The sequence below is a fragment of the Nocardia brasiliensis IFM 10847 genome, assembly GCF_000710915.1.
GTDB classification, from domain to species: Bacteria; Actinomycetota; Actinomycetes; order Mycobacteriales; family Mycobacteriaceae; genus Nocardia; species Nocardia brasiliensis_A.
Window position 1 is genome coordinate 61,867 of sequence record NZ_BAUA01000114.1, and the last position, 20,953, is coordinate 82,819.

Sequence of the window (20,953 nt, forward strand, 5' to 3'; positions counted from 1 at the left end):
CACCGTAGCGGCGTGCGCATCGTCCGTCCCGGCAGGACCCGGCCTGCCCGCTGATCAGCGGGGACACTCCGGCCTTACGGTCAGACCTCCGCTGATCCCGCGTTTCCCCGGGGCATCGTGGTGTGGTCCGAAGCGGCGTGGATGACACCGTCGAGAACCTGCTGGGTGCTCTGTAGATCACGCAGTGCCTGTTCGATCCGACGGCGTTCCTCGGTGAGCCGTTCCAGCAGCAACGGCGTGGCCGTCGCGTTGGGTGTGCCGTCCACATCGTTGATGCACGGCAGCAATTCGCCGATGGTGTCGCTGTGCAGGCCGGCCGCGAACATCTCCTGGATGCGTCGCACGCGCTCGACGGCGGCGGCCGGGTATTCGCGCTGCCCACCGGAGGTCCGCGTTGCGGCCAGCAGCCCCTTGGTCTCGTAGTACCGCAGCGAGCGGACGCTGACGCCGGTCTGCTCGGCCAGTTCTCCGATGCGCACAATCACTCCTTGACCTGACATTGATGTCAGGTTTTACGGTACAGCAATGAGGCTGCTGACCGAGTACCGCGATCCGAAACTCACTACTGCCAACCGCATCGTCATGTCGCCGATGACCCGGCTGCGCACCCGGCCCGACGGCGCGCCGACCGCCGACGTCATCGACTATTACGCCCAGCGGGCTACGGCGGGGCTGATCATCACCGAGGGCCTCTGGCCGCATTCGACCGGGCAGAGCGAGGCCTGGTCGCCCGGTCTGCAAACAGAGCCGCACGTGGCGGCTTGGCGCCAGGTCACCGACGCCGTGCACGCGCGCGGCGGCCGCATCTTCGCCCAGCTCATGCACGGCGGGCGCAAAGGGCATCCGCTCGCGCGCATCGACGGCTCCTGGCCCACCGGTCCGTCCGCCGTGGTGGACGAGGACCGGGTGCACCTGATCGCGGGCGGCAAGGCCGACCCCATCACGCCTGCCGCGTACGACCACGACGGCATCGCCGCCGCGGTCGAACAGCATGCCCACGCGGCGCGCAACGCGATCGACGCCGGCTTCGACGGCGTCGAGATCCACGGCGCCAACAGCTATCTCATCCACCAGTTCCTGGCCGACAACACCAACCTGCGCACCGACGAGTTCGGCGGCTCGCCCGCCAACCGCATGCGCCTGCCGCTGGCCATCGTCGACGCGGTGGCGGGTGCGATCGGCGCGCAGCGCACCGCGATCCGGCTCTCCCCCGGCAATCCGCAGTTCAACATGTACGAGGCCGATCCGGGACCGCTCTACCGCATGCTGGTCACCGAACTCGACCGGCGCGACCTCGCCTATCTGCACCTGACCGACAACGACGACTACCCGGCGCTCGCCGACCTGCGGCCCCGCTGGCACGGCACGCTCATCGCCAATATCGGCGAGAACCGGGAACCGACGACCGCCGCGGGCGCCGAGGCCGTGCTCGCGCGCGGCCTCGCCGACCTGGTGTCGTTCGGTCGTGCGTTCATCGCCAATCCCGATCTGGTGCATCGCATTACCCACGATCTGCCATTGGCCGCGCTGCGCGAGGACGGGCTGTACGGCCGCACGGCCGAGGGATACAGCGACTACCCGGCGTACGCGGCGAGCGTGGCACGCAGCGCGTGAGCCGGACGCTCAGCTCTACCGGCGAGCCGCGAACTCGAATCGGCGTGTCGCCCTGACGAATCGGCGTGTCTGCGCCGTGTCGTAGGGTTGCGATTATGCGTATCGCCGTTGCCAGCCGGGTGGCCGTCGCCGCGACGATACTGTCCGCGGTGGCGGGCCTCGGCGCGGCGAGCCCGGCCGCGGCCACCGGCGGCGCACTCGCGGTACCCCCGGGTCGGCAGGCTTCGATCGCCACCGAAACCGCGTTGCTCAGCTGGGACGGCAAACGCGAAACCCTGGTTCTCGACCTGAATCTGTTGGCGGACACCGACAATGCGGTGCTCGTCGTCCCGACGCCGAGCCGGGCCGGCTTGGAGCCGGTCGCCGAAACCACCTTCGTCGACCTGAATCGGCTGACCCTGCCCGAGATCGTGACCGAGCGCCGCTGGTTCGGCGCAGGCGCACCCACCGGCGCATCCGACGGGCCTTATCAAGCGACGCTGGAAGAACCGACAGGTCCGTTCGAGACGTTTCACTTCACCGGCCCGCAACTCGCCGACATGCGAACGTGGTTGGCCGCCACGGGTTACACACTTCGACCGGAAGCGAATACGGCGCTCGACGAATACGGCAGGGACGGTTGGTCGTTCGTCGCGATCCGGCTCACCCGCTCCGGCTCGACGACCGGGACGCCTTCGTTGACCGGGCGGATCGCTCCGATCCGCCTGAGTTTCGCGACCGAACGACCCGTCTACCCGATGCGGATATCCGGCGCCACACCACAGCGGCTGCAGTTGTATGTGCTGAGCGATCACCGCATGGCACGTTCGAACCCCGCCGCGACGACGCAGACCGTAGACGTGGAGTTCGCCGGACGCATCGCCGACACCACCAATCCGACGCTGACCGGTATGGCCGACGGCGGACGGAACTATCTGACGAAAATGTCGGTCGCGATCCCGGACCCCTCGAGCCGCACGACCGACTTCACCTTCGCTGCCGCACCCACCGACGACGAGGTCCGCGGCCGGCTCACGGTGCTCGAGCCCGTGGAGTTCCTCGGTATGCCCGCCGGTCCGGTGATCCTCGCGCCCGCGACGGCGGCCGCGGCGCTGGTGCTTTTCGCGCTGGTGCGCACGTTGCGCCGACAGCCGAAGTAGCAGATCAGCCTTCCAAAACCTTCACCTTGTCGTTCGCTCGGCCCGCGAGCACCGCGCCGAGCGTCGCCAGTACGACGAGCCCGGCCAGTTCGCCGAGCCAGCCGCCCGGCACCCAATCGAACAGGCCCCACAGCTGCGATTTCCGGTGATCGATCAGCAGCCGAATGACGGCTTGTGCCGAGGCGACCAGGACGACCATGCCGACGACCTGCACGCCGATCCACGCGTTCTTGCCCATCCTTATCTTCCTTTCGTCGCTGTGCTCGGTCCGGACACCCTCGGTGCCGTTCTCATCGTTCGCCGCGCCCCCTGAATCGCGCATCGGTCATCGGTCGGGGACGGGTTCATCCTTTGGTCGCTCGCGATTCGCCCTGCAGAGCGATGCGCGGGCCGACTGGCCCCGCATAGAGTCACCTCATGTCCAGCGCCCCCATGTCGTCGGCGCCGCCGCTGCGGTGGTGGTCGCACGCTTGGCGGCTGGCGGTGGCGGCGCTGATCGGCGGGCTGGCCTGGAACACCTCCCAGGTCGAGATGGCACCGCTCGACGGCATGCAGTTGGCCTGGTTCCACGTGGTCGATCCGCTGCTCGGCGTGGCCTGCATCCTGCTCACGCTGCTGCGGCGCCAGTATCCGGTGACCATCGCGGCGATCGTGACGGTGGTGTCCACCGTGTCGGTGACGGCGAACGGCGCGGCCGCCCTCGTTCTGTGCTCGCTGGCCACGCGCAGGCGGTATGCCGAGACGATCGCGATGTCGATCGTCTGCGTCGGCACCGGTCTGCTCACCGACACCGTCTTCTATCCCAAACGTCCTGACATCCAGCCGGATTGGTACGGCCCGACCGTGCTCACGGCCACCGTCGCCGCCATCGTCGCGATCGGCTTCGCCGTGGGCGCACGGCGAGATCTGGTGTGGTCGTTGCGTTCTCGCGCCGAAACCGCCGAACGCGAGCAGCACGCGCGCGCCGCCGAGGCCCGGTTGCTGGAACGCAACCGCATCGCACGGGAGATGCACGACGTACTGGCGCACCGAATTTCGGTGGTGGCGATGCATGCCGGGGCGCTCGGCTTCCGCACCGACCTGACCAGGGAGCAGACCGCGGCCACCGCGAAAACCATTGCCGAGAACGCCCATCTGGCACTGCAGGAGCTGCGCGAGGTGCTCGGCGTGCTGCGCGCCGACACCGGCCTCGACGACATCCCGGAACCGCCGCAACCCACCCTGGCCGATCTGGAGCAGCTGGTCGACGAAGCCCGCTCGACCGGCATGGACGTGTCGATCATCGACACCACCACCGCCGAACTACCCGCGACCAGCGCCCGCACCGCGTATCGCATCGCCCAGGAGGGACTGACCAACGCGCGCAAGCATTCACCCGGCGCGCCGGTGCGGGTGCGCATCGACGGCGGCCCCGGCGGCGACCTGACCGTCGTCGTCGGCAACGCCGCCGCGCGAGCGCCCGGGCTGCCCATCCCGTCCTCCGGATACGGCCTGCTCGGACTCACCGAGCGCGCCGAATTGGTCGGCGGCACCCTCGATTACGGGCCGGACCCGGCCGGCGGGTACCGCTTGCGTGCGGTGCTGCCCTGGCCGGCCGCCGTCACCACGGGCGAGCGATGACCACGCCGATCCGCGTGGTCGTCGTCGACGACGAACCGCTGGCCCGCTCCGCCTTGACACTGATCCTCGGCGGCGATCCGGAACTGGCGCTGGTCGGCGAGGCCGCCAACGGTGAGCAGGCGCTCGCCGTGGTGCGCGAGCAACGTCCGGATCTGGTGCTCATGGACATCCGGATGCCGATACGCGACGGGCTCGACGCCACCCGCGAACTGCTGAGCCGCCCGGATCCGCCACGCGTGGTCGTGCTGACCACCTTCGACGCCGACGACATGGTGTTGCAGGCATTGCGCATCGGCGCGCACGGATTCCTGCTCAAGGACACGCCCCCCGCCGAGATCGTCAGCGCGATCAAACAGGTCGCGGCGGGCAAGCCCATGCTGTCGCCCAGCGTGACCGCGCAGCTGATCTCAGTGGCCACCGCCGCACCCAGCGCGGAGGAGGCGGCACGCGAGCCGGCCCGCCGGGCCCTGGCCGCCCTCACCGACCGGGAACGCGAGATCGCCGAAGCCATCGGCCGCGGCCTGTCCAACTCCGATATCGCCAAAGAACTGCACCTCAGCGTCGCCACGGTGAAGTCGCACATCAGCAGACTGCTCACCAAACTCGGCGCGGAGAACCGAGTGCAGATCGCGATCCTGGTACTCACCGCGGCCCGACCCGGCACGTGATCCGCTGGGCCGCAACGAAACCCTAGGCGCCGATGGCGGGCGCGATGGTCGGCCACGAGGCGTGCAGGGTGTCCTGCCAGTACGACCAGGAGTGAGTTCCGGTGGGGCTGTAGTCGACTCGGGCCGGGATGCCCAGGGCGCGCAAGCGTTGCTCGAAGGCGACCACGCAGGTGTTGACGCCGACCTCGACCGGGCCGCCGAGGAAAATGTTCTCGGCCAGTTGCGGTTTGATCTCCAGCTCGTGCGGACCCGGAAGGCCGGTGCCGGACGAGAGGTAGATCGTTTTGCCGCGCAGGTTCTCCACCAGCAGCGCGGGATCGTGTTCGGCCCAGGCCGGACTACCCGGCGGACCCCACATGTTGACCGGATTCCCGCCCCGGTTCGCGATCGAGAACATCATCGCGCCCATCGCCAAACCCGTGTCAGGGCAGGCGCTGTAGCCCGCGACCGCGCGATACAGCCACGGCTTTCGGGCGGCGAGAATGAACGCCGCGTTGCCGCCCATGGAGAGCCCGCCGATCGCGTTGACGCCGTTGCCGTTGAACGCCGCATCGATCAGCGGCGGCAGCTCCTCGGTCAGGAACGTCTCCCAGCGGTAATGGCCGAAGCGGGGATCATCCTGCTGCCAGTCGGTGTAATAACTGGCCTGGCCGCCGACGGGCAGCACCACATTGACGCGCGAACCCGCGAAGAAGTGCTCCGCGTCGGTCGCGTTGGTCCAGGTGCTCTGGGTCAGGCCGGGATCGAGCCCGTCCAGCAGGTAATAGGTCGGCCGGGGGCCGCCGCCGGCCGGATGCAGCACTTGCACCTGGATGGTTCGGCCCATAGCGGGTGAATCGATGAACAGCGCCGAACGGGTAGGCGTCAGGCGGTCGATGCGCTCGATCTGCGCGGCCGCCGCCGTACCGGAGCCCACCCACGTAGGTACGGCCAGGCCCAGCGCCAAGGCCAGCACTGCCACAGCAACCGATGTTCGCCGCACGTCCCCACCTCCATCACCGCAAGACAATGACCTTCAAGGTAACCCACGGCAAGACGGGACGGAAGAGATCTTGATTTCAAGCTTCTATTCAGCAAACTGTCCGGTATGTATGCGCTACGCCCGACGGCTCAGCGATCTAGTGCCCCACGGATCGACCCGGCCAGATAATCCAGATCGGCGCGCGGCGGACTGGTCGGGCGGCCACGCAGGCCGAATCCGTCCCCGAGGGTCCGCGGGATGACGTGCAGATGCACATGGAACACCTCTTGGCCCGCCGTAACCCCGTCGGCCAGAAAGAAATTCACCCCGTCGCAGCCGACCTCGCTGACCCGCAACGCCGCCGCCACCCGCTGCCCCACCTGAAACAACTTGCCACCCACCACCGGATCCAGCTCGGCGAGACTGCGCGCCGCCACCTTCGGCACCACCAGCACATGCCCCGGCGTCATCGGCCGAATGTCCATGAACGCCAACACATCATCGTCCTCGAACACCCGGCTCGCCGGCGCCCGCCCAGCCACAATGTCGCCAAAAATCGTGTACGGATTCACCGCAGCACCCTAACCCCACCCCACCACGCATCCCGCCCCATACCGAACAGACGATGCTGCCCGCGACAGTCGATTCAAACGACTGGCCCCTTCTCGACAAGCTGCTGTAACATCAGTTATAGCTTCTGGCACTAGCCGGAAGAAGTGGACCCGGCTCCTCTCCGGACGGTGAGCAGTCGGGTTTCGCGCTATTTGCGGCAATCCACCTCGAAGATGTGCTGCGGCCGCTGGCAACAGGTGATTCAAACGACTGGCCCCCTCTCGACGAGCTGCTGTAACATCAGTCGTAGCTTCTGGCACTAGCCGGAAGAAGTGGACCCGGGTCCTGGCCGGACGACCAGCATCCGGGTTTCGCGCCGTAGTGGGGGCTTGTTCACGTCGAAGACCAGTCGGACGAGGGGCATTATGGTCAACCGCCATCGCCCTCCGGCGCCGAAGGCCCACGCGGCGGCGTCCGCCCACCACAGGCACGGCTCCGTATGCGGCGGCATGTGGGCGTATTGCAACTCGGCAGAGGCCTTGCGAAGCACGGTCGCAATGGACTGCCGATCGCGTTGGTCCTGATTCTCCCGAGACTCGATGACCAGCCGAGCAGCCTTGATCTCCACCAGATCCGTGACCAACTCCGTCATACAGCTGTGCCGCACACTGACCTCGCGACCACGCCCTTCATAGATGGCAACGCCCACTCCAACGCACTGAGCCATGGCCGCGATAATGTGCCGCTGCCGCTGTTCGGACTCGTCGTTGAAATGCCAGCGCCGCTGACCGGGCAGACAGAAGCTGCGCACCAGCGCCCGAGCACGGTGCAGTTGCTCACCAGGTATCAGGACCGCGCAGAGGATGTACCTGTCCCGGCGGATCGATTCGTCCACGAAGGCGTGAATGGCCACCGTGGGACGATAGCGGTCGCCTATGACAACCGCGATCGAATTCCGGCGAAATCGTTGCTCTCGCTACAGGATTGGCGAGGGAGTGTAGCGAGCCGCTTCGGGGTTGGCGTCGACGAGTTTCTGGACGGCGGCGATGACATCGCAGACCTGGGCCTCGGCGGCGCCGATGAAGGCGGACTTGTCGGCGAGGGCGGTGTCGAGGGCGGCGCGGTCGAGCGGAAGGCGCTCGTCGGCGGCGAGGCGGTCGAGCAGATCGGGTTCGCGGCCCTGTTCGCGCATGGCGAGGGCGACGGCGACGGCGTGCTCTTTGATGACCTCGTGCGCGGTTTCGCGGCCCACGCCGGTTCGGACCGCGGCCATCAGGATCCGGGTGGTGGCCAGGAACGGCAGGTAGCGGTCGAGTTCACGGGCGATCACGGCCGGGTAGGCGCCGAACTCGGTGAGTACGGTGAGGAAGGTTTCCATCATGCCGTCGATCGCGAAGAACGCGTCGGGCAGCGCGACGCGGCGCACCACCGAACAGAACACGTCGCCTTCGTTCCATTGCGCGCCGGCCAGCTCTGCGGCCATCGAGGCGTAGCCGCGCAGCACCACTTGCAGCCCATTGACTCGTTCGCACGAGCGGGTGTTCATCTTGTGCGGCATCGCCGAGCTGCCCACCTGGCCGGGCTGGAACCCCTCGGTGACCAGTTCGTGCCCGGCCATCAGCCGGATGGTGTGCGCGAACGAGGACGGACCTGCACCGACCTGCACGAGCGCGGACAGCACATCGTGGTCGAGCGAGCGCGGATATACCTGTCCGACGCTGGTGAGCACGTTGGCGAAACCGAGATGCCGCGCAACCTGCTGCTCCAACCGGGACAGCTTCGCCGGATCGCCGCCGAGCAGGTCGAGCATGTCCTGGGCGGTGCCCATCGGGCCCTTGATCCCGCGCAGCGGATACCGCTCGATCAGCTCACGGACCCGGGTCAGGGCGATGAGCAGTTCATCGGCGGCCGAGGCGAACCGTTTGCCCAGCGTCGTGGCCTGTGCGGCGACATTGTGCGAGCGTCCCGCCATCACCAGGGTCTGATACTCGGCGGCCCGCTCGGCCAGCCGGGCCGCGACCGCGACACCGTGGGCGTACACGTGCTCGAGCGAGAGCCGGATCTGCAGCTGCTCCACGTTCTCGGTGAGGTCGCGACTGGTCATGCCCTTGTGCACGTGCTCGTGCCCGGCCAGCGCGTTGAACTCCTCGATGCGCGCCTTCACATCGTGGCGGGTGACTCGTTCCCGTTCGGCGATGGACGCCAGATCGACCTGCTCGAGCACGCGCTCGTAATCGTCGAGTACGCCTGCGGGAAGGTCGATTCCGAGTTCCGACTGCGCCCGCAGCACCTCCAGCCAGAGTCGCCGTTCGAGCACGATCTTGTGTTCGGGCGACCACAGCCGCACCAGTTCGGGGCTGGCGTATCGGGTGGCAAGGACGTTCGGAACGATGCTCACGTCTTGTCAGTCTAATGTGCGGAAACGGTCCACTTGCTGGGGCGTCGCCGGGGCGACGATGTCGATCACCTCGAGCAGGGCGCCACGCGCCATCCGGCGGGGTTCGGGGTCGAGTTCGGTGAGTGCCGCGACCACCGCGCCGTCCACCACGGCGACCAGTCTGCGGAGTTGTTCGGGGCGGACGAGTCGATCGGAGCGGCGCAGCACGTCGGCGAGCAGCTCGTCGAGCTGGGCGCGCAGGCGCAGCTGCACCTCGCGCAGCTCGGGGTGCCGCGCCGACGCGACCGAGCGCTCGTAACGGGCGATCAACTGCCCGCGCGCGCCCTCGTCGTGCCCATCCGTGCCGACCAGCAGATCGAGCACCAGATCGACGGTCGCCTCGGCGCCGCGGCGGCGGTGACTCACCTCGCCGACCCGGCGGCGCATGGCGTCGAGTTCCACGTTGCCGCTGAATTCGACCGCGCGCGCGATCAGGTCTTCCAGCGATTCGAAGTAGTAGGTGGTCGACGCCAAGGGAAGGTCGGCGCGGGTCGCGACCGAACGGTGCCGCACTGCCTCGAATCCGCCTTCGAGCAACAACTCGGCGGCAGCAGCTACCAAAGCCTGGCGACGCCGTTCGCCTTTCGGGGTCGTCGCGGTGATCACCGTGCCATCGTGCCAGTCGTCATCAGTTCTTCCAGGGGAAATCAGCGAGGAAAAGCAACCATCGATGTTTTACCGTATCCGCGCGGTCATGGTGTCGAACTGCGGAAAGTTGTTGCCGTACACGACGATCAGACCGCGAGATAGTGCCCTAGACGCAGCAGCGCCGCCTCGATGTCGGCGGTGGCGCCCGCGAAGGAGAACCGAACTGTCCGGTTTCCGCGCACCGTATCGAAGTCCAGGCCGGGCGCGAGCGCGACGCCGGTGTGGTCGAGCACGTCGGCACACCAGCCGCGCGCATCGTCGGTGAGGTGACCGATATCGGCGTAGGCGTAGAACGCGCCGTCGGCCGGGGCGAGGTCGGTGATGCCCAGTTTCGGCAGCCCGTCCAGCAGCAACTGCCGGTTGATCGCGTAGCGACGCACGTGCCCGTCGAGCTCGGCCTTCGCTTCGGCGCCGAACGCGTGCAAGGCCGCGTACTGCGAGATGGCCGGCGGGCACACGGTCAGATTGGAGGCGAGTCGCTGCAGCGCCGGACGCAACCCGGGCGGGGCGAGCATCCAGCCGAGCCGCCATCCGGTCATCGAGAAGTATTTGGACACCGAACCGATGACGACCGACTCCCGCGAGGTCTCCCACGCGGACGAGGTCGCCGTATCCGCACCCGCATAGGTGATGCCGTGATAGATCTCGTCGGAGATGAGCAGGGTGCCGTGCTCGGCACACCAGCGCGCCAGCGCCGCGAGTTCGGCGGGCGCGATCACGGTGCCGGTCGGGTTCGCCGGACTCGCGACGACCAGCCCCGCCGGCGGTTGCGCCAACGCCTCCAGCATCGCCACGGTCGGCTGGAACCTGGTCTCCGCGCCGCAGTCCAGTTCGACGACCCGGCAGCCGAGCGCGGTAAGGGTGTTGCGGTAGGCCGGATAACCGGGCCGGGCCACCACGACGGTGTCCCCCGGGTCGAAGGCGGCCAGGAAGATCAGCGAGAACGCGCCCGACGACCCGGTCGTGATCACGACATCGTCCGGGTCCACCGGGTAGCCGTAGGTCACGGTGTGGTGGGCCGCGATCACCTCGCGCAGCGCAAGGATGCCGAAAGTCTCGGTGTAGCCGAGCAATTCGGATTCGATCGCGGTTCTCGTCGCGCGCAGCACCGGCGCGGGCGCGGGCGTCGAGGGCTGACCTGCGGCGAGTACCAGCACATCGCCGTGCGTTCTGGCCCGTTGCGCCGCAGCTTTCCATACGTCCATCACGTAGAAAGGTGGAATGGTCGACCGGCGAGATTCTCTGGACACCCGCAAGACGCTAGACGGTGTCCCTCGACGGCAGCGCGCGGCTGCCGGGCTTTCGTCTCGTCGCGCAGACTCCGCCGTATCCCGCCGTCGTGCCTGCCGGTCCTGCACGCGGCCGCGACCGGGGTTATGGTCGCTCTGATGCTCGAGAATGCTCGACGAGCCGGACTCGACCGGGTGCGCGGAGTGGGCGGCATCGTGGTCGTTCCGCCGGATTGGCGTGCCCGGATGCGGGAGAAACCCGCCCGGGGCATCCGCATGCTGTTCGATCGGGTGCAGCTCGGTGAACTGCTGCGACACCGGCCCGACCCCAGGGAACTGTGGCGGCGGCGGGCCGAGTTACCCGAACTGTGGGCGCAGCGCCGACCCGATCGGGACAAAATGCTCGCGCTGCTGCGCAAGCATCGCGTGCTACTGGCCGGGCTCGCGGCCACCGCCGTGTTCGCGGCGGGCGACACCGCCTACACCGGCACCATCAGCGATCAACAACCCGACGTGGACCACGTGCAGCGCGTAGCCGTGGCCTATCCCCTGCAGATGCAGACCACCCCGCCGTCGGTACGCCGCTACCTGAACGCCATCGCCAACGGTGAACGCCTGCGCGAACAGGCGGTGGTGGCGGCGGCCGCACGCGCCACCCTGGAGCGCGCCAAGGCCGAAGCCGCCGCGGCGGCGGCGGGCGAATACCAACCGTGGATGGCGGGCGGCACCCTCCCCAATCCCGGCGCGGCGCTGCCCGGCATGGGCGGTTTCGTGATGCCCGCGCGCGGCGTCTTCACCTCCGGGTTCGGTTCCCGCTGGGGCACTTTCCACAACGGCATCGACATCGCTGGCCCGATCGGCACGCCGATCTACGCGGTCGCCAACGGCACCGTCATCGACGCGGGCCCGGCCGAAGGATTCGGGCTGTGGGTGCGCATCCGGCACGACGACGGCTCGATCACCGTGTACGGGCACATGTACGACTTCTTCGTGTCCCGTGGCGAGCGCGTCCCCGCGGGCATGCAGATCGCGCGCATGGGCAACCGCGGCGACTCCACCGGACCGCATCTGCACTTCGAGGTCATCGTGGGCGGCCAGCATGTAGACCCGCGCCAGTGGCTGGCGGTCCACGGCCTGAACTTCGGCTGAGGCTGTTACGACTCCCGGGTCTGGCCCGAATTCGCGGAGAGGCGGTCGGGCACGGCGATGCGGTCTTCCACCGCGGCGAGTCCGATATCGGTGCGGTAGTGACTGCCCGGCAGCTTGATCGCGGTGATCCGCGCGTAGGCGTTGGTTCGCGCCTCGGCCAGGTCGGCGCCCACACCGACGACGTTGAGCACCCGGCCGCCCGCCGAGATCAGCGCGCCGTCCTCGCGCAGCGCGGTGCCCGCGTGCAGCACCGCCGCGGTGTCGTCGAGCGCGCCGTCACCGGCGCCGGCGATCACATCGCCGATGCGCGGGCGGCCCGGGTAGTTCTCGGCCGCGACTACCACGGTGATCGCCGAGCCGTCCCGCCAGCGCGGCGGCTCGACCTCGGCGAGGGTCCCGGTCGCGGTGGCGTTGAGCAGTTCGCCGAGCGGGCTCGCCAGCAGGGCGAGCACCGCCTGGGTCTCGGGATCGCCGAAGCGGCAATTGAATTCGACCACGGCGGGTCCGGCGACCCCCATCGCGAGGCCCGCGTACAGCAGTCCGGAAAAGCCGCTGCCGCGCCGAACCAGTTCGGCGGCAACCGGTTTCACCACGTCTTCGACGATCGTGGCCACCGCGTCCGGGGACAGCCAGGGCAGCGGCGTGTACGCGCCCATGCCGCCGGTGTTCGGGCCGGTGTCGCCGTCGCCGACCCGCTTGTGGTCCTGCGCGGGCAGCAGCGGCACCACCGTTTCGCCGTCGACCAGGCAGAACAGCGATACTTCCGGTCCGTCCAGAAACGATTCCAGCAGTACCGGATGACCCTGTTCGAGCAGTTCGGCGCCGTGATCGCGGGCCGCCGACCGGTCCGCGGTGACCACGACGCCCTTGCCCGCAGCCAGGCCGTCGTCCTTCACCACCCAGGTCGGGCCGAAGCGGTCCAGTGCGGCGTCGAGGTCGGCCGGGTTGTCCACGATCTCGCTGTGCGCGGTGCGCACCCCGGCGGCCGCCATCACGTCCTTGGCGAAGGCCTTCGAGCCCTCGATCCGCGCGGCCGCGGCCGACGGGCCGAAACAGGCGATGCCCGCGGCCCGCACGGCGTCGGCCACACCGAGCACCAGCGGCACCTCGGGACCGATCACCACCAGGTCGGCGGCCACGTCGGTGGCCAGCGCGACCACGGCCTCCGCGGAGCACGGATCGACCGGCCTGGTCTGCGCGTGCTGGGCGATGCCCGCGTTGCCCGGGGCGGCGACGATCCCCGTCACCGCGGGGTCCCTGCGCAGCGCAAGGACGAGGGCATGTTCACGGGCTCCGGAACCGATGACGAGTACGCGCACGGCAGACAGCTTAGGTGAAGCCCCAGGAACCCACGCCTCGGCTCATGAACGATAGGCGACCATCGAATATCAGCTTCGCGACGCGCATGATGGAAAGGGACGGTTCCGGCATACCGCTGCGGGCCTGCCACACCCAGCTCGTGCGAAGGACGGGGAAACGATGGGCCTGATCGACGGAATCATGGGCAATGCCGGACGGATCGATCCCGGTCGGGCACAACAGGAATACGCGAAGCTGATGGGTGAGGGCGAACAGATCTATGCGGCGTACCTGCTGGTGCGCGACGCCATCCTGTTCACCAATCGCCGCCTGATCCTGGTCGACAAGCAGGGCATGACCGGACGCAAGGTGAGCTATCACAGCATTCCCTACCGGGCGATCACGCATTTCTCCGTGGAGACCGCGGGCACCTTCGATCTGGACGCCGAGCTCGCCATCTGGATCTCCGGCAATCCCGATCCGTTGCAGAAACGGTTCAACCGCCAGGTGGACATCTACGAGGTGCAGGGGATCCTGTCGCACTTCGTGTCGGTGTAGTCCGCGCCGCCCCGGACTAGTCTGCGCTGTATGGCTTCTGTCTTCAGCGCGATCATCGCCGGTCAGCTCCCGGGTCGATTCGTGTGGGAGGACGACGAATTCGTCGGCTTCCTCACCATCGCCCCGGTCACTACCGGGCACACCCTCGTGGTGCCCCGCAAAGAGATCGATCAGTGGCAGGACGTCGACACCGAGACGTTCGCCAGGTTGACCGCCGTCGCCCAGAAGATCGGGCAGGCGGTGCGGCAGGCGTGGGACGCGCCGCGCGCGGGCCTGCTCGTCGCCGGGCTGGAGGTGCCGCACCTGCACGTCCACGTCTTCCCGGCGTTCACCATGACCGATTTCGATATCTCGGGCGCCGACCCCAACCCGTCGCCCGAATCCTTGGACGACGCACAGACCAAAATCAAGCAGGCGCTGCGTGACCTCGGCTACGGGGCGAACGTGCCCGACTGAGCCCGTCGCACATGATGTTTGACCAAAGGGTGGCCGGGCGCTGAAACAGGTTGCCTGGCTGCCTTTTTCGGCGTCTCGGCCGACTCTTCGCGCGGTGGCCACACCGGCAACCCGTAACCCTCCGGCATCCGCTCCAGTTCGTCACAGATGTCGTTGATCAGCTGACTCGTGCTCGGGCGCATCGGTTTTCCCCTCCGTTTCGCGCGCGGTCGACCCCAACCGCTGCCACCACAACTACCAGGCGGGTACGACAACTCTCGCCACCGTCCTGCCCCAATACGTCCGTGCCCTGCCCGAGCACTACGTCCGCACCATGTCCCAAGTACGCCGATAGGCGCGCCGTAACCGACGCGCCTATCTAGTCGGAGGCCCCTGTCAGGATTGAACTGACGACCTTTCGCTTACACATCAGGCAGGGCCTCTACCTACCGAACGAGCGCGCCGTCGCCGACGCGCTCGTCTGGAGCCCCCTGTCAGGATTGAACTGACGACCTTTCGCTTACAAGGCGAGTGCTCTACCACTGAGCTAAGGAGGCGGGGTCCGCTCGAAAGCGGTTGCCATCATAACCGGGCACGCCGACTGCGTGACACCGGCATTACGGTGTCACGCAGACGGCGATCGATCAAATGTCCCGGCGCAGTATCAGATACCGCGGATCAGGACTGGGCGCCCTGGCGGGCCGCATCGTCGGCGGCCATCGCGTCACGCAGGCTCTTCGGACGCATATCCGTCCAGTTCTTCTCGACGTACTCGACGCAGGCGGCCCGGCTGTCCTCACCGAACACAACACGCCATCCGGCCGGGACCTCCGCGAAGGCGGGCCACAGGGAGTGCTGCTCTTCGTCGTTGACCAGGACGAAGAAGCGGCCGTCTTCGTCATCGAAGGGGTTGGTGCTCAATTTCACCTCACTGGATACTGGCGCTATGTACGGGACCGCTCGTGGTTCACCCGGCACAGGCCCGATGAACCGAGGTTCCACGGACGTCCGCACCGTTAGAGTCCCGAGCGTAGTTTCGACCCTAGCAAGGCAGACGTTACGCCTGGGCGGTTACCTCTGGCGGTGAGAACTCAGCTCGCGAAAAAATCAAGCAGGATCTTGTTGACCGTTTCCGGCTGTTCCAGGTACCCGAAATGGCCCGCATCGGGGACTTCTTGGTAGCGCGCACCGGGAATCACCTCGGCAATCTCCCTGGACAGGTAGGGCGGGATCATCCGGTCGTCGGCGAAGCCGACCGACAGGCAGGGCACGGTGATCGCACGGTAGGCCTGCACCCGCTCGAAGTCGTGATCCATCCGGCGCTGGGCGCGGATGCCCGGCGTCACCGGGCCGCCGGTGAACTCGAACAGGTCGAGCCAGTCGCGGGCCGAATTCGGTTCGGCCATGGTCGCGGGCGAGAGGTTCATCACCGCGGTCACCGCGGCCTCGTACTTCGCCGGCAGCTTGACGCCACTGGCGTCGAGTTCGTGTTCGCCGAGCGAGAGGGTTTTCTGGAACTGGTCGAGCCGCCCGTGGCCGGCCATGAAGACGGCCTTGCGCACGAGTTCGGGCCGGGCCAACGCCAATTCCTGGGCCACCCGCGCGCCCATCGAGGTGCCGACGACCAGCGCCGGGCCCTCGTCGAGCAGCTCGATCAGCCCGGCGGTGTCGGCGACCAGCTGGTCGATCGTCATACCGTCGGCTGCCTCGTAGGAGGGTGCGATGCCGCGGTTGTCGAAGGTGCACACCCGGTAACCCGCGGCGACCAGCGCGGGCACCTGGTGCAGTTCCCACACCCGCCCGGGGCTGCCGGTGCCCATGATCATGACCACAAGCGGCCCCGACCCCTTGACATCGGTACCCCGCGCACGGTCACCTTTGACCTGGTAGTTGAGGGAAATTCCGTTCACCGTGGCCAGCGGCATATCGACCCTTTCGTGGAGTTGCTGCTGTCCCCCACGGTATAGGGGCGAGCGGGGGCGGCACACCCGGCCGGGGGCCGGTGTGACGCGGGTACCACCCGCTCCTGGCGGCGCCAGATACCATTGACTATTCGCACGTACGAGCGTAGTGAACCGGGAGGACTTGAAGATGGCCGCGAAGGGCAGCGCGAACGACATCGCGGACGATGATCTGGAACCACTGGCCGACGAGACCGCACGACAGGCTCAGCGCGTGGTCGCCGCCTATGCGGAGGACGCCGACGAGTGCCGGATGCTGTTGTCGATGCTCGGTATCGGCCCCAGCTCCCGGGTCGAATAACCCGTTCTTACCTTCGACGCCAACGGCGACGTCGAGCTACCCAGATCCTGTGGGACCCAGCGACGCGCAAAGGATGCGTGAGTGGACCAGATGACTTCGTCCGACGGCTCCGAACCCGCCCTAGACACTTCCGCCGACAACCCGCAATCCCCGGTCGGCCCCGCCGAATCCGGTTCGGGCTTCGTGGTGGTGGCCAATCGGCTCCCGGTCGACCTGGAACGGCTGCCGGACGGCACGAGCCGGTGGAAACGCAGCCCGGGCGGCCTGGTCACCGCGCTGGAACCGGTGTTGCGCAACAACAAGGGCGCGTGGGTCGGCTGGGCCGGGGTGCCGGACGCGGATGTCGATCCGATCATCGAGGACGGCCTGGAACTGCATCCGGTGCCGCTGTCGGCGCAGGAGGTCGCCGACTACTACGAGGGCTTCTCCAACGGGACGCTGTGGCCGCTGTATCACGATGTGATCGTGCGACCGGTCTACGACCGCAAGTGGTGGGCCGCCTACGTCACGGTGAACCGGCGCTTCGCCGAGGCGACCGCGAAGGTGGCGGCGGAGGGCGCCACCGTCTGGGTGCAGGACTACCAGTTGCAACTGGTGCCCAAGATGCTGCGCATGCTGCGACCCGATCTGACCATCGGTTTCTTCCTGCACATCCCGTTCCCGCCGGTCGAGCTGTTCATGCAGATGCCGTGGCGTACCGAGATCGTGGAGGGTCTGCTCGGCGCCGACCTGATCGGCTTCCATCTCCCCGGCGGCGCGCAGAACTTCCTCTATCTGGCGCGCAGGCTGGCCGGTCAGCCGACTTCGCGCGGCACCGTCGGCGTCCGTTCCAAACTCGGCGTCGTGCAGGTCGGTTTCCGCACGGTGCGGGTGGGCGCGTTCCCGATCTCGATCTCCTCCGCCGAGCTCGACGAGCATTCGCGCCGCCGTTCGATTCGCGAGCGGGCCGCGAAAATCCGTGCGGAGCTGGGCAATCCGAAGACCATCCTGCTCGGTGTCGACCGGCTGGACTACACCAAGGGCATCGATATCCGGCTCAACGCGCTGGAGGAGCTGCTGCTCGAGCAGCGGATCGATCCGGCGGAGACGGTCATGGTGCAGCTGGCCACGCCGAGCCGGGAGCGGGTGGAGAGCTACATCCAGATGCGCGGCGACATCGAGCGCCAGGTCGGCCGGATCAACGGCGAGTTCGCCCGGGTCGGTTACCCGGTGGTGCACTACCTGCACCGTCCGATCCCGCGTGACGAGCTGATCGCCTTCTTCGTCGCCGCCGACGTCATGCTGGTGACGCCGCTGCGCGACGGCATGAACCTGGTCGCCAAGGAGTACGTCGCCTGTCACAGCGGGCTCAACGGCGCCCTGGTGCTGAGCGAGTTCACCGGCGCGGCAGCGGAATTGCGCCAGGCCTACCTGTGCAACCCGCACGACCTGGACAGCGTGAAGGACGCGATCGTCTCCGCGATCGAGGACGACCGCGACACCAAGCGCCGCCGGATGCGTTCGCTGCGCCGTCAGGTGCTCGCCCACGACGTGGACCGCTGGGCCCGCGCCTTCCTCGAGGCCCTGGCCCAGGATCAGGTCGCGGGCAGCGCCCTGCTCTCCGACGACGACGTCTACCCGGAGGAACGTCAACCCACCCGCTGAGTTCCGTTCACAGGAATCACCCAGGTTTGGTCCAGCGACTTCGCAGGAGGATGACGGACCATGAAGCCCATGAGTGGTGCGCCTGTGGAGCAGGCACCCGAGGCGCGGGTGCTGGTGGTGGACGACGAGCCGATGATCGTCGAGCTGCTCGCGGTGAGCCTGCGCTACCAGGGCTTCGAGGTGGACACCGCGGCCGATGGCGCGCAGGCGCTGGACAAGGCGCGCACCTTCCGACCGCAGGCGCTGATCGTCGACGTGATGATGCCGGGCATGGACGGGTTCGGCCTGTTGCGCAGGCTGCGCGCCGACGGCGTCGACTCCCCCGTGCTGTTCCTGACCGCGCGCGACGAGATGCAGGACAAGATCACCGGGCTCACCCTGGGCGCCGACGACTACGTCACCAAGCCGTTCAGCCTGGAGGAAGTGGTCGCGCGGCTGCGGGTGATCCTGCGCCGGGCCGGGCACACCGCGCCGCAGCGGGAGAATTCGCGGCTCCGGTTCGAGGACATCGAGTTGGACGACGACACGCACGAGGTCTGGAAGGCGGGCGAGCCGGTCGCGCTGTCGCCCACCGAATTCACGCTGCTGCGCTATTTCATGGTCAACGCGGGCACCGTGCTGAGCAAGCCGCGCATCCTGGATCACGTGTGGCGCTACGACTTCGGCGGTGAGGTCGGCGTGGTCGAGACCTACGTGTCGTACCTGCGCAAGAAGGTCGACACCGGTTCCGAGCGACTCATTCACACCCTGCGTGGCGTCGGCTACGTGATGCGCGCACCGAGCCGCAGCCGGTCGGCCGGGAAATGAGCCCGGGGCGGATCGGAAGGATTCGCGCCAAGGCCACCGCCGCACTCTCGGCGGTCCCGTTGCGGGTGACCTTGATGGTGGTGCTGGTGCTCACCGCCGGGCTCGGCCTGCTCATCTCGGGCACGGTGGTCACCTCCGGGCTCGAGCAGTCGCTGACCAACCGCACCGATCAGCAGTTACGGGAGGGCGTGATCGAATGGTCACGCCGGGCCCGAATGCCACCGCCGCCGGTGCTGCCACCGGACCCGCGGCACGCGCCGAGCCAGTTCTACGTGCATTCCACCAGCACGGACGGCCGTACGTTCTTCATCAAGGCCTTCGGTGTCGACGGCGAACCCGCGCTGCCGGAGAATCCGGCCACTGGACCGATCACCGTGGGTTCGGCGGGCGGTGCGCCGGTCCAGTGGCGCGCGCTGACGCTACGCGCCCCGGACGGCACCACGACCGTGGCGCTGCCGCTCACCCAGAACAACGACACCGTGCATCGGCTGGTGGTGCTGCAACTGGTCGTCGGGCTGACGGTGCTGGCCGCGCTGGCACTGGTCGCGTACTTCGTCATCCGGCGCAGCCTGCGCCCGCTGCGCCGGGTCGAGAGCACCGCGGCCGCCATCGCCCGCGGTGACCTGTATCGCCGAGTTCCGGTGCGCGGCACCAACACCGAGGTCGACAGCCTGTCCCGGTCGCTGAACGGCATGCTCGCGCAGATCCAGCAGGCCTTCGCCAAGACCGAGGCCTCCGAGGCGGCCGCCCGGCACTCCGAGGCGAAGATGCGCCAGTTCATCGCCGACGCCAGTCACGAATTGCGCACCCCGCTCACCACCATTCGCGGTTTCGCCGAGCTGTACCGGCAAGGCGCGACCGGCGAGCCCGATCTGTTCATGGACCGCATCGAACGGGAGTCCCAGCGGATGGGCATCCTGGTCGAAGACCTGCTGATGCTGGCCAGACTGGACGCCCAACGTCCGCTGGAACAGGGAGTGGTGGATCTGCTCGCGGTGGCCAGCGACGCCGTGCACGGCGCCCGCGCCTTGGCCGCGGCGGCCGATCCGGCGGGCCCGCGGCGGCGCATCGAACTCGAAATACAGTCCGGCGAGGGCACTCTGGAGATCGTCGGCGACGAGACCCGGCTCCGTCAGGTGCTGACCAACCTGCTCAACAACGCGCTCACGCACACGCCGGCGGAAGCGGCCGTCGCGGTCCGGCTCACTCCGACCGCCGACGACATCGTGCTGGAGGTCGCCGATACCGGCCCCGGCCTGCCACCCGAAGAGGCCGAGCACATCTTCGAACGCTTCTACCGCACCGACGGCTCGCGCACCCGCAGCAGCGGCGGCACCGGACTGGGCCTGTCCATCGTCCAGGCGCTGGTCACCGCGCACGGCGGCACGGTGCGCGTGCAGAGCGCCGAGGGCATCGGCACCACCTTCACGGTCCGGCTGCCGCGCGGACTCAGACCGGCGTGACCTGGTCGACCAGCCAACGGTCGCCGTCCTTGCGCACCGTCGCCTTGACCCGGCTGCCGGTGGTGGTGCCCTGCGGGGAATCCTTGCTGGTGGTCACCTGATTGAGGAACATCAGCACGACCACCTCGGACTTGTCCGCGGACACGATGCCCGCCGCCTGGGTGGTGGCGTGCACCGTGAGCTGCTTCTCCTTCGCGCCGGGCGCGATCGCCTGGGTGATCAGCTTCAGATAGTCGTCGCGGAACTTCGGCGACAGGTTGTCGGCCGCCTTGGGCAGTTCCTTGTCCACCGTTTGATAGTCGTAGGTGAACATCGCCGACACCGATCGATCGGCCGCGGCGACCGCGTCCTTGCGGGCCTGCTCCGCCCGATCGTCGTTCCAGATCCGGAATCCGTTGACGCCGAGCACGATCAGTGCCGCCACGGCGACCACACTCGCGCCCGCCAACAAAATCTTGCTGCGCATTG

General features: G+C 68.0%; 23 protein-coding genes and 1 tRNA gene. 11 read left to right on the top strand and 13 right to left on the bottom strand.

Features of this window, described 5'->3' with window-relative positions; genetic code table 11:
- Positions 1 to 80: 80 nt before the first annotated feature.
- Positions 81 to 479: a MerR family transcriptional regulator gene (locus NBRGI_RS24540; RefSeq protein WP_029899573.1), complete on the bottom strand. Its 399-nt coding sequence runs from the start codon at positions 477 to 479 to the stop codon at positions 81 to 83.
- Positions 480 to 525: 46 nt separating this feature from the next.
- Between NBRGI_RS24540 and NBRGI_RS24545 the strand changes: the two genes are divergently transcribed.
- A complete protein-coding gene (locus NBRGI_RS24545) occupies positions 526 to 1,614 on the top strand; it encodes an alkene reductase (protein WP_029899574.1) in 1,089 nt (362 codons plus the stop codon).
- A gap of 95 nt (positions 1,615 to 1,709) precedes the next feature.
- Positions 1,710 to 2,753 carry a DUF2330 domain-containing protein gene (locus NBRGI_RS24550; protein ID WP_029899575.1) on the top strand — a complete coding sequence of 348 codons (1,044 nt, stop codon included), beginning with the start codon at positions 1,710 to 1,712 and terminating at the stop codon, positions 2,751 to 2,753.
- Positions 2,754 to 2,757: 4 nt separating this feature from the next.
- On the opposite strand, the gene NBRGI_RS24555 is transcribed toward NBRGI_RS24550, so the two are convergent.
- Positions 2,758 to 3,075, bottom strand: coding sequence for a hypothetical protein (locus NBRGI_RS24555; RefSeq protein WP_235211090.1), 318 nt, complete (start codon positions 3,073 to 3,075; stop codon positions 2,758 to 2,760).
- A 95-nt stretch (positions 3,076 to 3,170) separates the two neighbouring features.
- Between NBRGI_RS24555 and NBRGI_RS24560 the strand changes: the two genes are divergently transcribed.
- Both NBRGI_RS24560 and NBRGI_RS24565 read left to right on the top strand, forming a co-directional pair.
- The gene (locus tag NBRGI_RS24560; RefSeq protein WP_200882217.1) at positions 3,171 to 4,373 is read left to right on the top strand and encodes a sensor histidine kinase; all 1,203 of its coding nucleotides are present in this window, start codon (positions 3,171 to 3,173) and stop codon (positions 4,371 to 4,373) included.
- Positions 4,370 to 5,041, top strand: a complete 672-nt coding sequence (locus tag NBRGI_RS24565) for a response regulator (protein ID WP_029899578.1) — start codon at positions 4,370 to 4,372, stop codon at positions 5,039 to 5,041. Before NBRGI_RS24560 ends, NBRGI_RS24565 begins: the two co-directional genes overlap by 4 nt.
- A gap of 22 nt (positions 5,042 to 5,063) precedes the next feature.
- Here NBRGI_RS24565 and NBRGI_RS24570 read toward each other — a convergent pair whose 3' ends face one another.
- The 6 genes from NBRGI_RS24570 to NBRGI_RS24595 all read right to left on the bottom strand — a co-directional run bounded on the left by NBRGI_RS24570 (position 5,064) and on the right by NBRGI_RS24595 (position 10,889).
- Entirely contained in the window at positions 5,064 to 5,996 is a 933-nt protein-coding gene (locus NBRGI_RS24570) for an alpha/beta hydrolase (RefSeq protein ID WP_195088032.1), read from the bottom strand.
- 155 nt (positions 5,997 to 6,151) lie between these two features.
- On the bottom strand, positions 6,152 to 6,574 hold the full coding sequence (locus tag NBRGI_RS24575; RefSeq protein WP_029899580.1) for an HIT family protein: 423 nt from the start codon (positions 6,572 to 6,574) through the stop codon (positions 6,152 to 6,154).
- 299 nt (positions 6,575 to 6,873) lie between these two features.
- A complete protein-coding gene (locus NBRGI_RS24580) occupies positions 6,874 to 7,467 on the bottom strand; it encodes a hypothetical protein (RefSeq protein WP_051728008.1) in 594 nt (197 codons plus the stop codon).
- A gap of 63 nt (positions 7,468 to 7,530) precedes the next feature.
- Complete coding sequence (gene purB, locus NBRGI_RS24585; RefSeq protein WP_029899582.1) at positions 7,531 to 8,952, bottom strand: adenylosuccinate lyase; 1,422 nt, start codon at positions 8,950 to 8,952, stop codon at positions 7,531 to 7,533.
- 6 nt (positions 8,953 to 8,958) lie between these two features.
- On the bottom strand, positions 8,959 to 9,597 hold the full coding sequence (locus NBRGI_RS24590; RefSeq protein WP_014981435.1) for a TetR/AcrR family transcriptional regulator: 639 nt from the start codon (positions 9,595 to 9,597) through the stop codon (positions 8,959 to 8,961).
- A gap of 128 nt (positions 9,598 to 9,725) precedes the next feature.
- Positions 9,726 to 10,889, bottom strand: a complete 1,164-nt coding sequence (locus NBRGI_RS24595; RefSeq protein WP_148310939.1) for a pyridoxal phosphate-dependent aminotransferase — start codon at positions 10,887 to 10,889, stop codon at positions 9,726 to 9,728.
- Between the two features lie 138 nt (positions 10,890 to 11,027).
- On the opposite strand from NBRGI_RS24595, the gene NBRGI_RS24600 reads away from it, so the two are divergent.
- Positions 11,028 to 12,017: a M23 family metallopeptidase gene (locus NBRGI_RS24600; protein WP_036560657.1), complete on the top strand. Its 990-nt coding sequence runs from the start codon at positions 11,028 to 11,030 to the stop codon at positions 12,015 to 12,017.
- Between the two features lie 5 nt (positions 12,018 to 12,022).
- On the opposite strand, the gene purD is transcribed toward NBRGI_RS24600, so the two are convergent.
- Positions 12,023 to 13,336, bottom strand: a complete 1,314-nt coding sequence (gene purD / locus NBRGI_RS24605) for a phosphoribosylamine--glycine ligase (RefSeq protein WP_029899585.1) — start codon at positions 13,334 to 13,336, stop codon at positions 12,023 to 12,025.
- A 160-nt stretch (positions 13,337 to 13,496) separates the two neighbouring features.
- Here purD and NBRGI_RS24610 point away from each other — a divergent pair, with 160 nt between their 5' ends.
- Both NBRGI_RS24610 and NBRGI_RS24615 read left to right on the top strand, forming a co-directional pair.
- Positions 13,497 to 13,874, top strand: coding sequence for a PH domain-containing protein (locus NBRGI_RS24610; protein WP_014981431.1), 378 nt, complete (start codon positions 13,497 to 13,499; stop codon positions 13,872 to 13,874).
- A 30-nt stretch (positions 13,875 to 13,904) separates the two neighbouring features.
- Complete coding sequence (locus tag NBRGI_RS24615) at positions 13,905 to 14,330, top strand: HIT family protein (RefSeq protein WP_029899586.1); 426 nt, start codon at positions 13,905 to 13,907, stop codon at positions 14,328 to 14,330.
- A 461-nt stretch (positions 14,331 to 14,791) separates the two neighbouring features.
- Here NBRGI_RS24615 and NBRGI_RS24620 read toward each other — a convergent pair.
- The 3 genes from NBRGI_RS24620 to NBRGI_RS24630 form a co-directional block, all read right to left on the bottom strand.
- Positions 14,792 to 14,866: transfer RNA gene (locus tag NBRGI_RS24620), tRNA-Thr, on the bottom strand.
- A 121-nt stretch (positions 14,867 to 14,987) separates the two neighbouring features.
- Positions 14,988 to 15,230 carry an MbtH family protein gene (locus NBRGI_RS24625; RefSeq protein ID WP_011207082.1) on the bottom strand — a complete coding sequence of 81 codons (243 nt, stop codon included), beginning with the start codon at positions 15,228 to 15,230 and terminating at the stop codon, positions 14,988 to 14,990.
- 170 nt (positions 15,231 to 15,400) lie between these two features.
- Positions 15,401 to 16,234 carry an alpha/beta fold hydrolase gene (locus tag NBRGI_RS24630; RefSeq protein WP_029899587.1) on the bottom strand — a complete coding sequence of 278 codons (834 nt, stop codon included), beginning with the start codon at positions 16,232 to 16,234 and terminating at the stop codon, positions 15,401 to 15,403.
- A 166-nt stretch (positions 16,235 to 16,400) separates the two neighbouring features.
- Between NBRGI_RS24630 and NBRGI_RS48545 the strand changes: the two genes are divergently transcribed.
- The 4 genes from NBRGI_RS48545 to NBRGI_RS24650 all read left to right on the top strand — a co-directional run bounded on the left by NBRGI_RS48545 (position 16,401) and on the right by NBRGI_RS24650 (position 20,485).
- Positions 16,401 to 16,571, top strand: a complete 171-nt coding sequence (locus tag NBRGI_RS48545; RefSeq protein WP_014981427.1) for a hypothetical protein — start codon at positions 16,401 to 16,403, stop codon at positions 16,569 to 16,571.
- 90 nt (positions 16,572 to 16,661) lie between these two features.
- Positions 16,662 to 18,215: an alpha,alpha-trehalose-phosphate synthase (UDP-forming) gene (locus tag NBRGI_RS24640; protein WP_036560620.1), complete on the top strand. Its 1,554-nt coding sequence runs from the start codon at positions 16,662 to 16,664 to the stop codon at positions 18,213 to 18,215.
- Between the two features lie 69 nt (positions 18,216 to 18,284).
- Complete coding sequence (locus NBRGI_RS24645; protein WP_029899589.1) at positions 18,285 to 19,022, top strand: response regulator transcription factor; 738 nt, start codon at positions 18,285 to 18,287, stop codon at positions 19,020 to 19,022.
- The gene (locus NBRGI_RS24650) at positions 19,019 to 20,485 is read left to right on the top strand and encodes a sensor histidine kinase (RefSeq protein ID WP_029899590.1); all 1,467 of its coding nucleotides are present in this window, start codon (positions 19,019 to 19,021) and stop codon (positions 20,483 to 20,485) included. Before NBRGI_RS24645 ends, NBRGI_RS24650 begins: the two co-directional genes overlap by 4 nt.
- On the opposite strand, the gene NBRGI_RS24655 is transcribed toward NBRGI_RS24650, so the two are convergent.
- Positions 20,472 to 20,951 (bottom strand): h domain protein, encoded by a 480-nt coding sequence (locus tag NBRGI_RS24655; protein ID WP_051728009.1) that lies wholly within the window; start codon positions 20,949 to 20,951, stop codon positions 20,472 to 20,474. The two genes, NBRGI_RS24650 and NBRGI_RS24655, sit on opposite strands and share 14 nt — an antisense overlap.
- Between the last annotated feature and the right edge of the window lie 2 nt (positions 20,952 to 20,953).

Excerpts from the sequence above, each read along its gene's own strand:
- NBRGI_RS24545 (WP_029899574.1), top strand. The coding sequence starts at position 526 with ATGAGGCTGCTGACCGAGTACCGCGATCCGAAACTCACTACTGCCAAC.
- NBRGI_RS24550 (WP_029899575.1), top strand. The coding sequence starts at position 1,710 with ATGCGTATCGCCGTTGCCAGCCGGGTGGCCGTCGCCGCGACGATACTG.
- NBRGI_RS24555 (WP_235211090.1), bottom strand. The coding sequence starts at position 3,075 with ATGCGCGATTCAGGGGGCGCGGCGAACGATGAGAACGGCACCGAGGGT.
- NBRGI_RS24560 (WP_200882217.1), top strand. The coding sequence starts at position 3,171 with ATGTCCAGCGCCCCCATGTCGTCGGCGCCGCCGCTGCGGTGGTGGTCG.
- NBRGI_RS24565 (WP_029899578.1), top strand. The coding sequence starts at position 4,370 with ATGACCACGCCGATCCGCGTGGTCGTCGTCGACGACGAACCGCTGGCC.
- NBRGI_RS24600 (WP_036560657.1), top strand. The coding sequence starts at position 11,028 with ATGCTCGAGAATGCTCGACGAGCCGGACTCGACCGGGTGCGCGGAGTG.
- NBRGI_RS24610 (WP_014981431.1), top strand. The coding sequence starts at position 13,497 with ATGGGCCTGATCGACGGAATCATGGGCAATGCCGGACGGATCGATCCC.
- NBRGI_RS24615 (WP_029899586.1), top strand. The coding sequence starts at position 13,905 with ATGGCTTCTGTCTTCAGCGCGATCATCGCCGGTCAGCTCCCGGGTCGA.
- NBRGI_RS24630 (WP_029899587.1), bottom strand. The coding sequence starts at position 16,234 with ATGCCGCTGGCCACGGTGAACGGAATTTCCCTCAACTACCAGGTCAAA.
- NBRGI_RS48545 (WP_014981427.1), top strand. The coding sequence starts at position 16,401 with ATGGCCGCGAAGGGCAGCGCGAACGACATCGCGGACGATGATCTGGAA.
- NBRGI_RS24640 (WP_036560620.1), top strand. The coding sequence starts at position 16,662 with ATGACTTCGTCCGACGGCTCCGAACCCGCCCTAGACACTTCCGCCGAC.
- NBRGI_RS24645 (WP_029899589.1), top strand. The coding sequence starts at position 18,285 with ATGAGTGGTGCGCCTGTGGAGCAGGCACCCGAGGCGCGGGTGCTGGTG.
- NBRGI_RS24650 (WP_029899590.1), top strand. The coding sequence starts at position 19,019 with ATGAGCCCGGGGCGGATCGGAAGGATTCGCGCCAAGGCCACCGCCGCA.
- NBRGI_RS24655 (WP_051728009.1), bottom strand. The coding sequence starts at position 20,951 with ATGCGCAGCAAGATTTTGTTGGCGGGCGCGAGTGTGGTCGCCGTGGCG.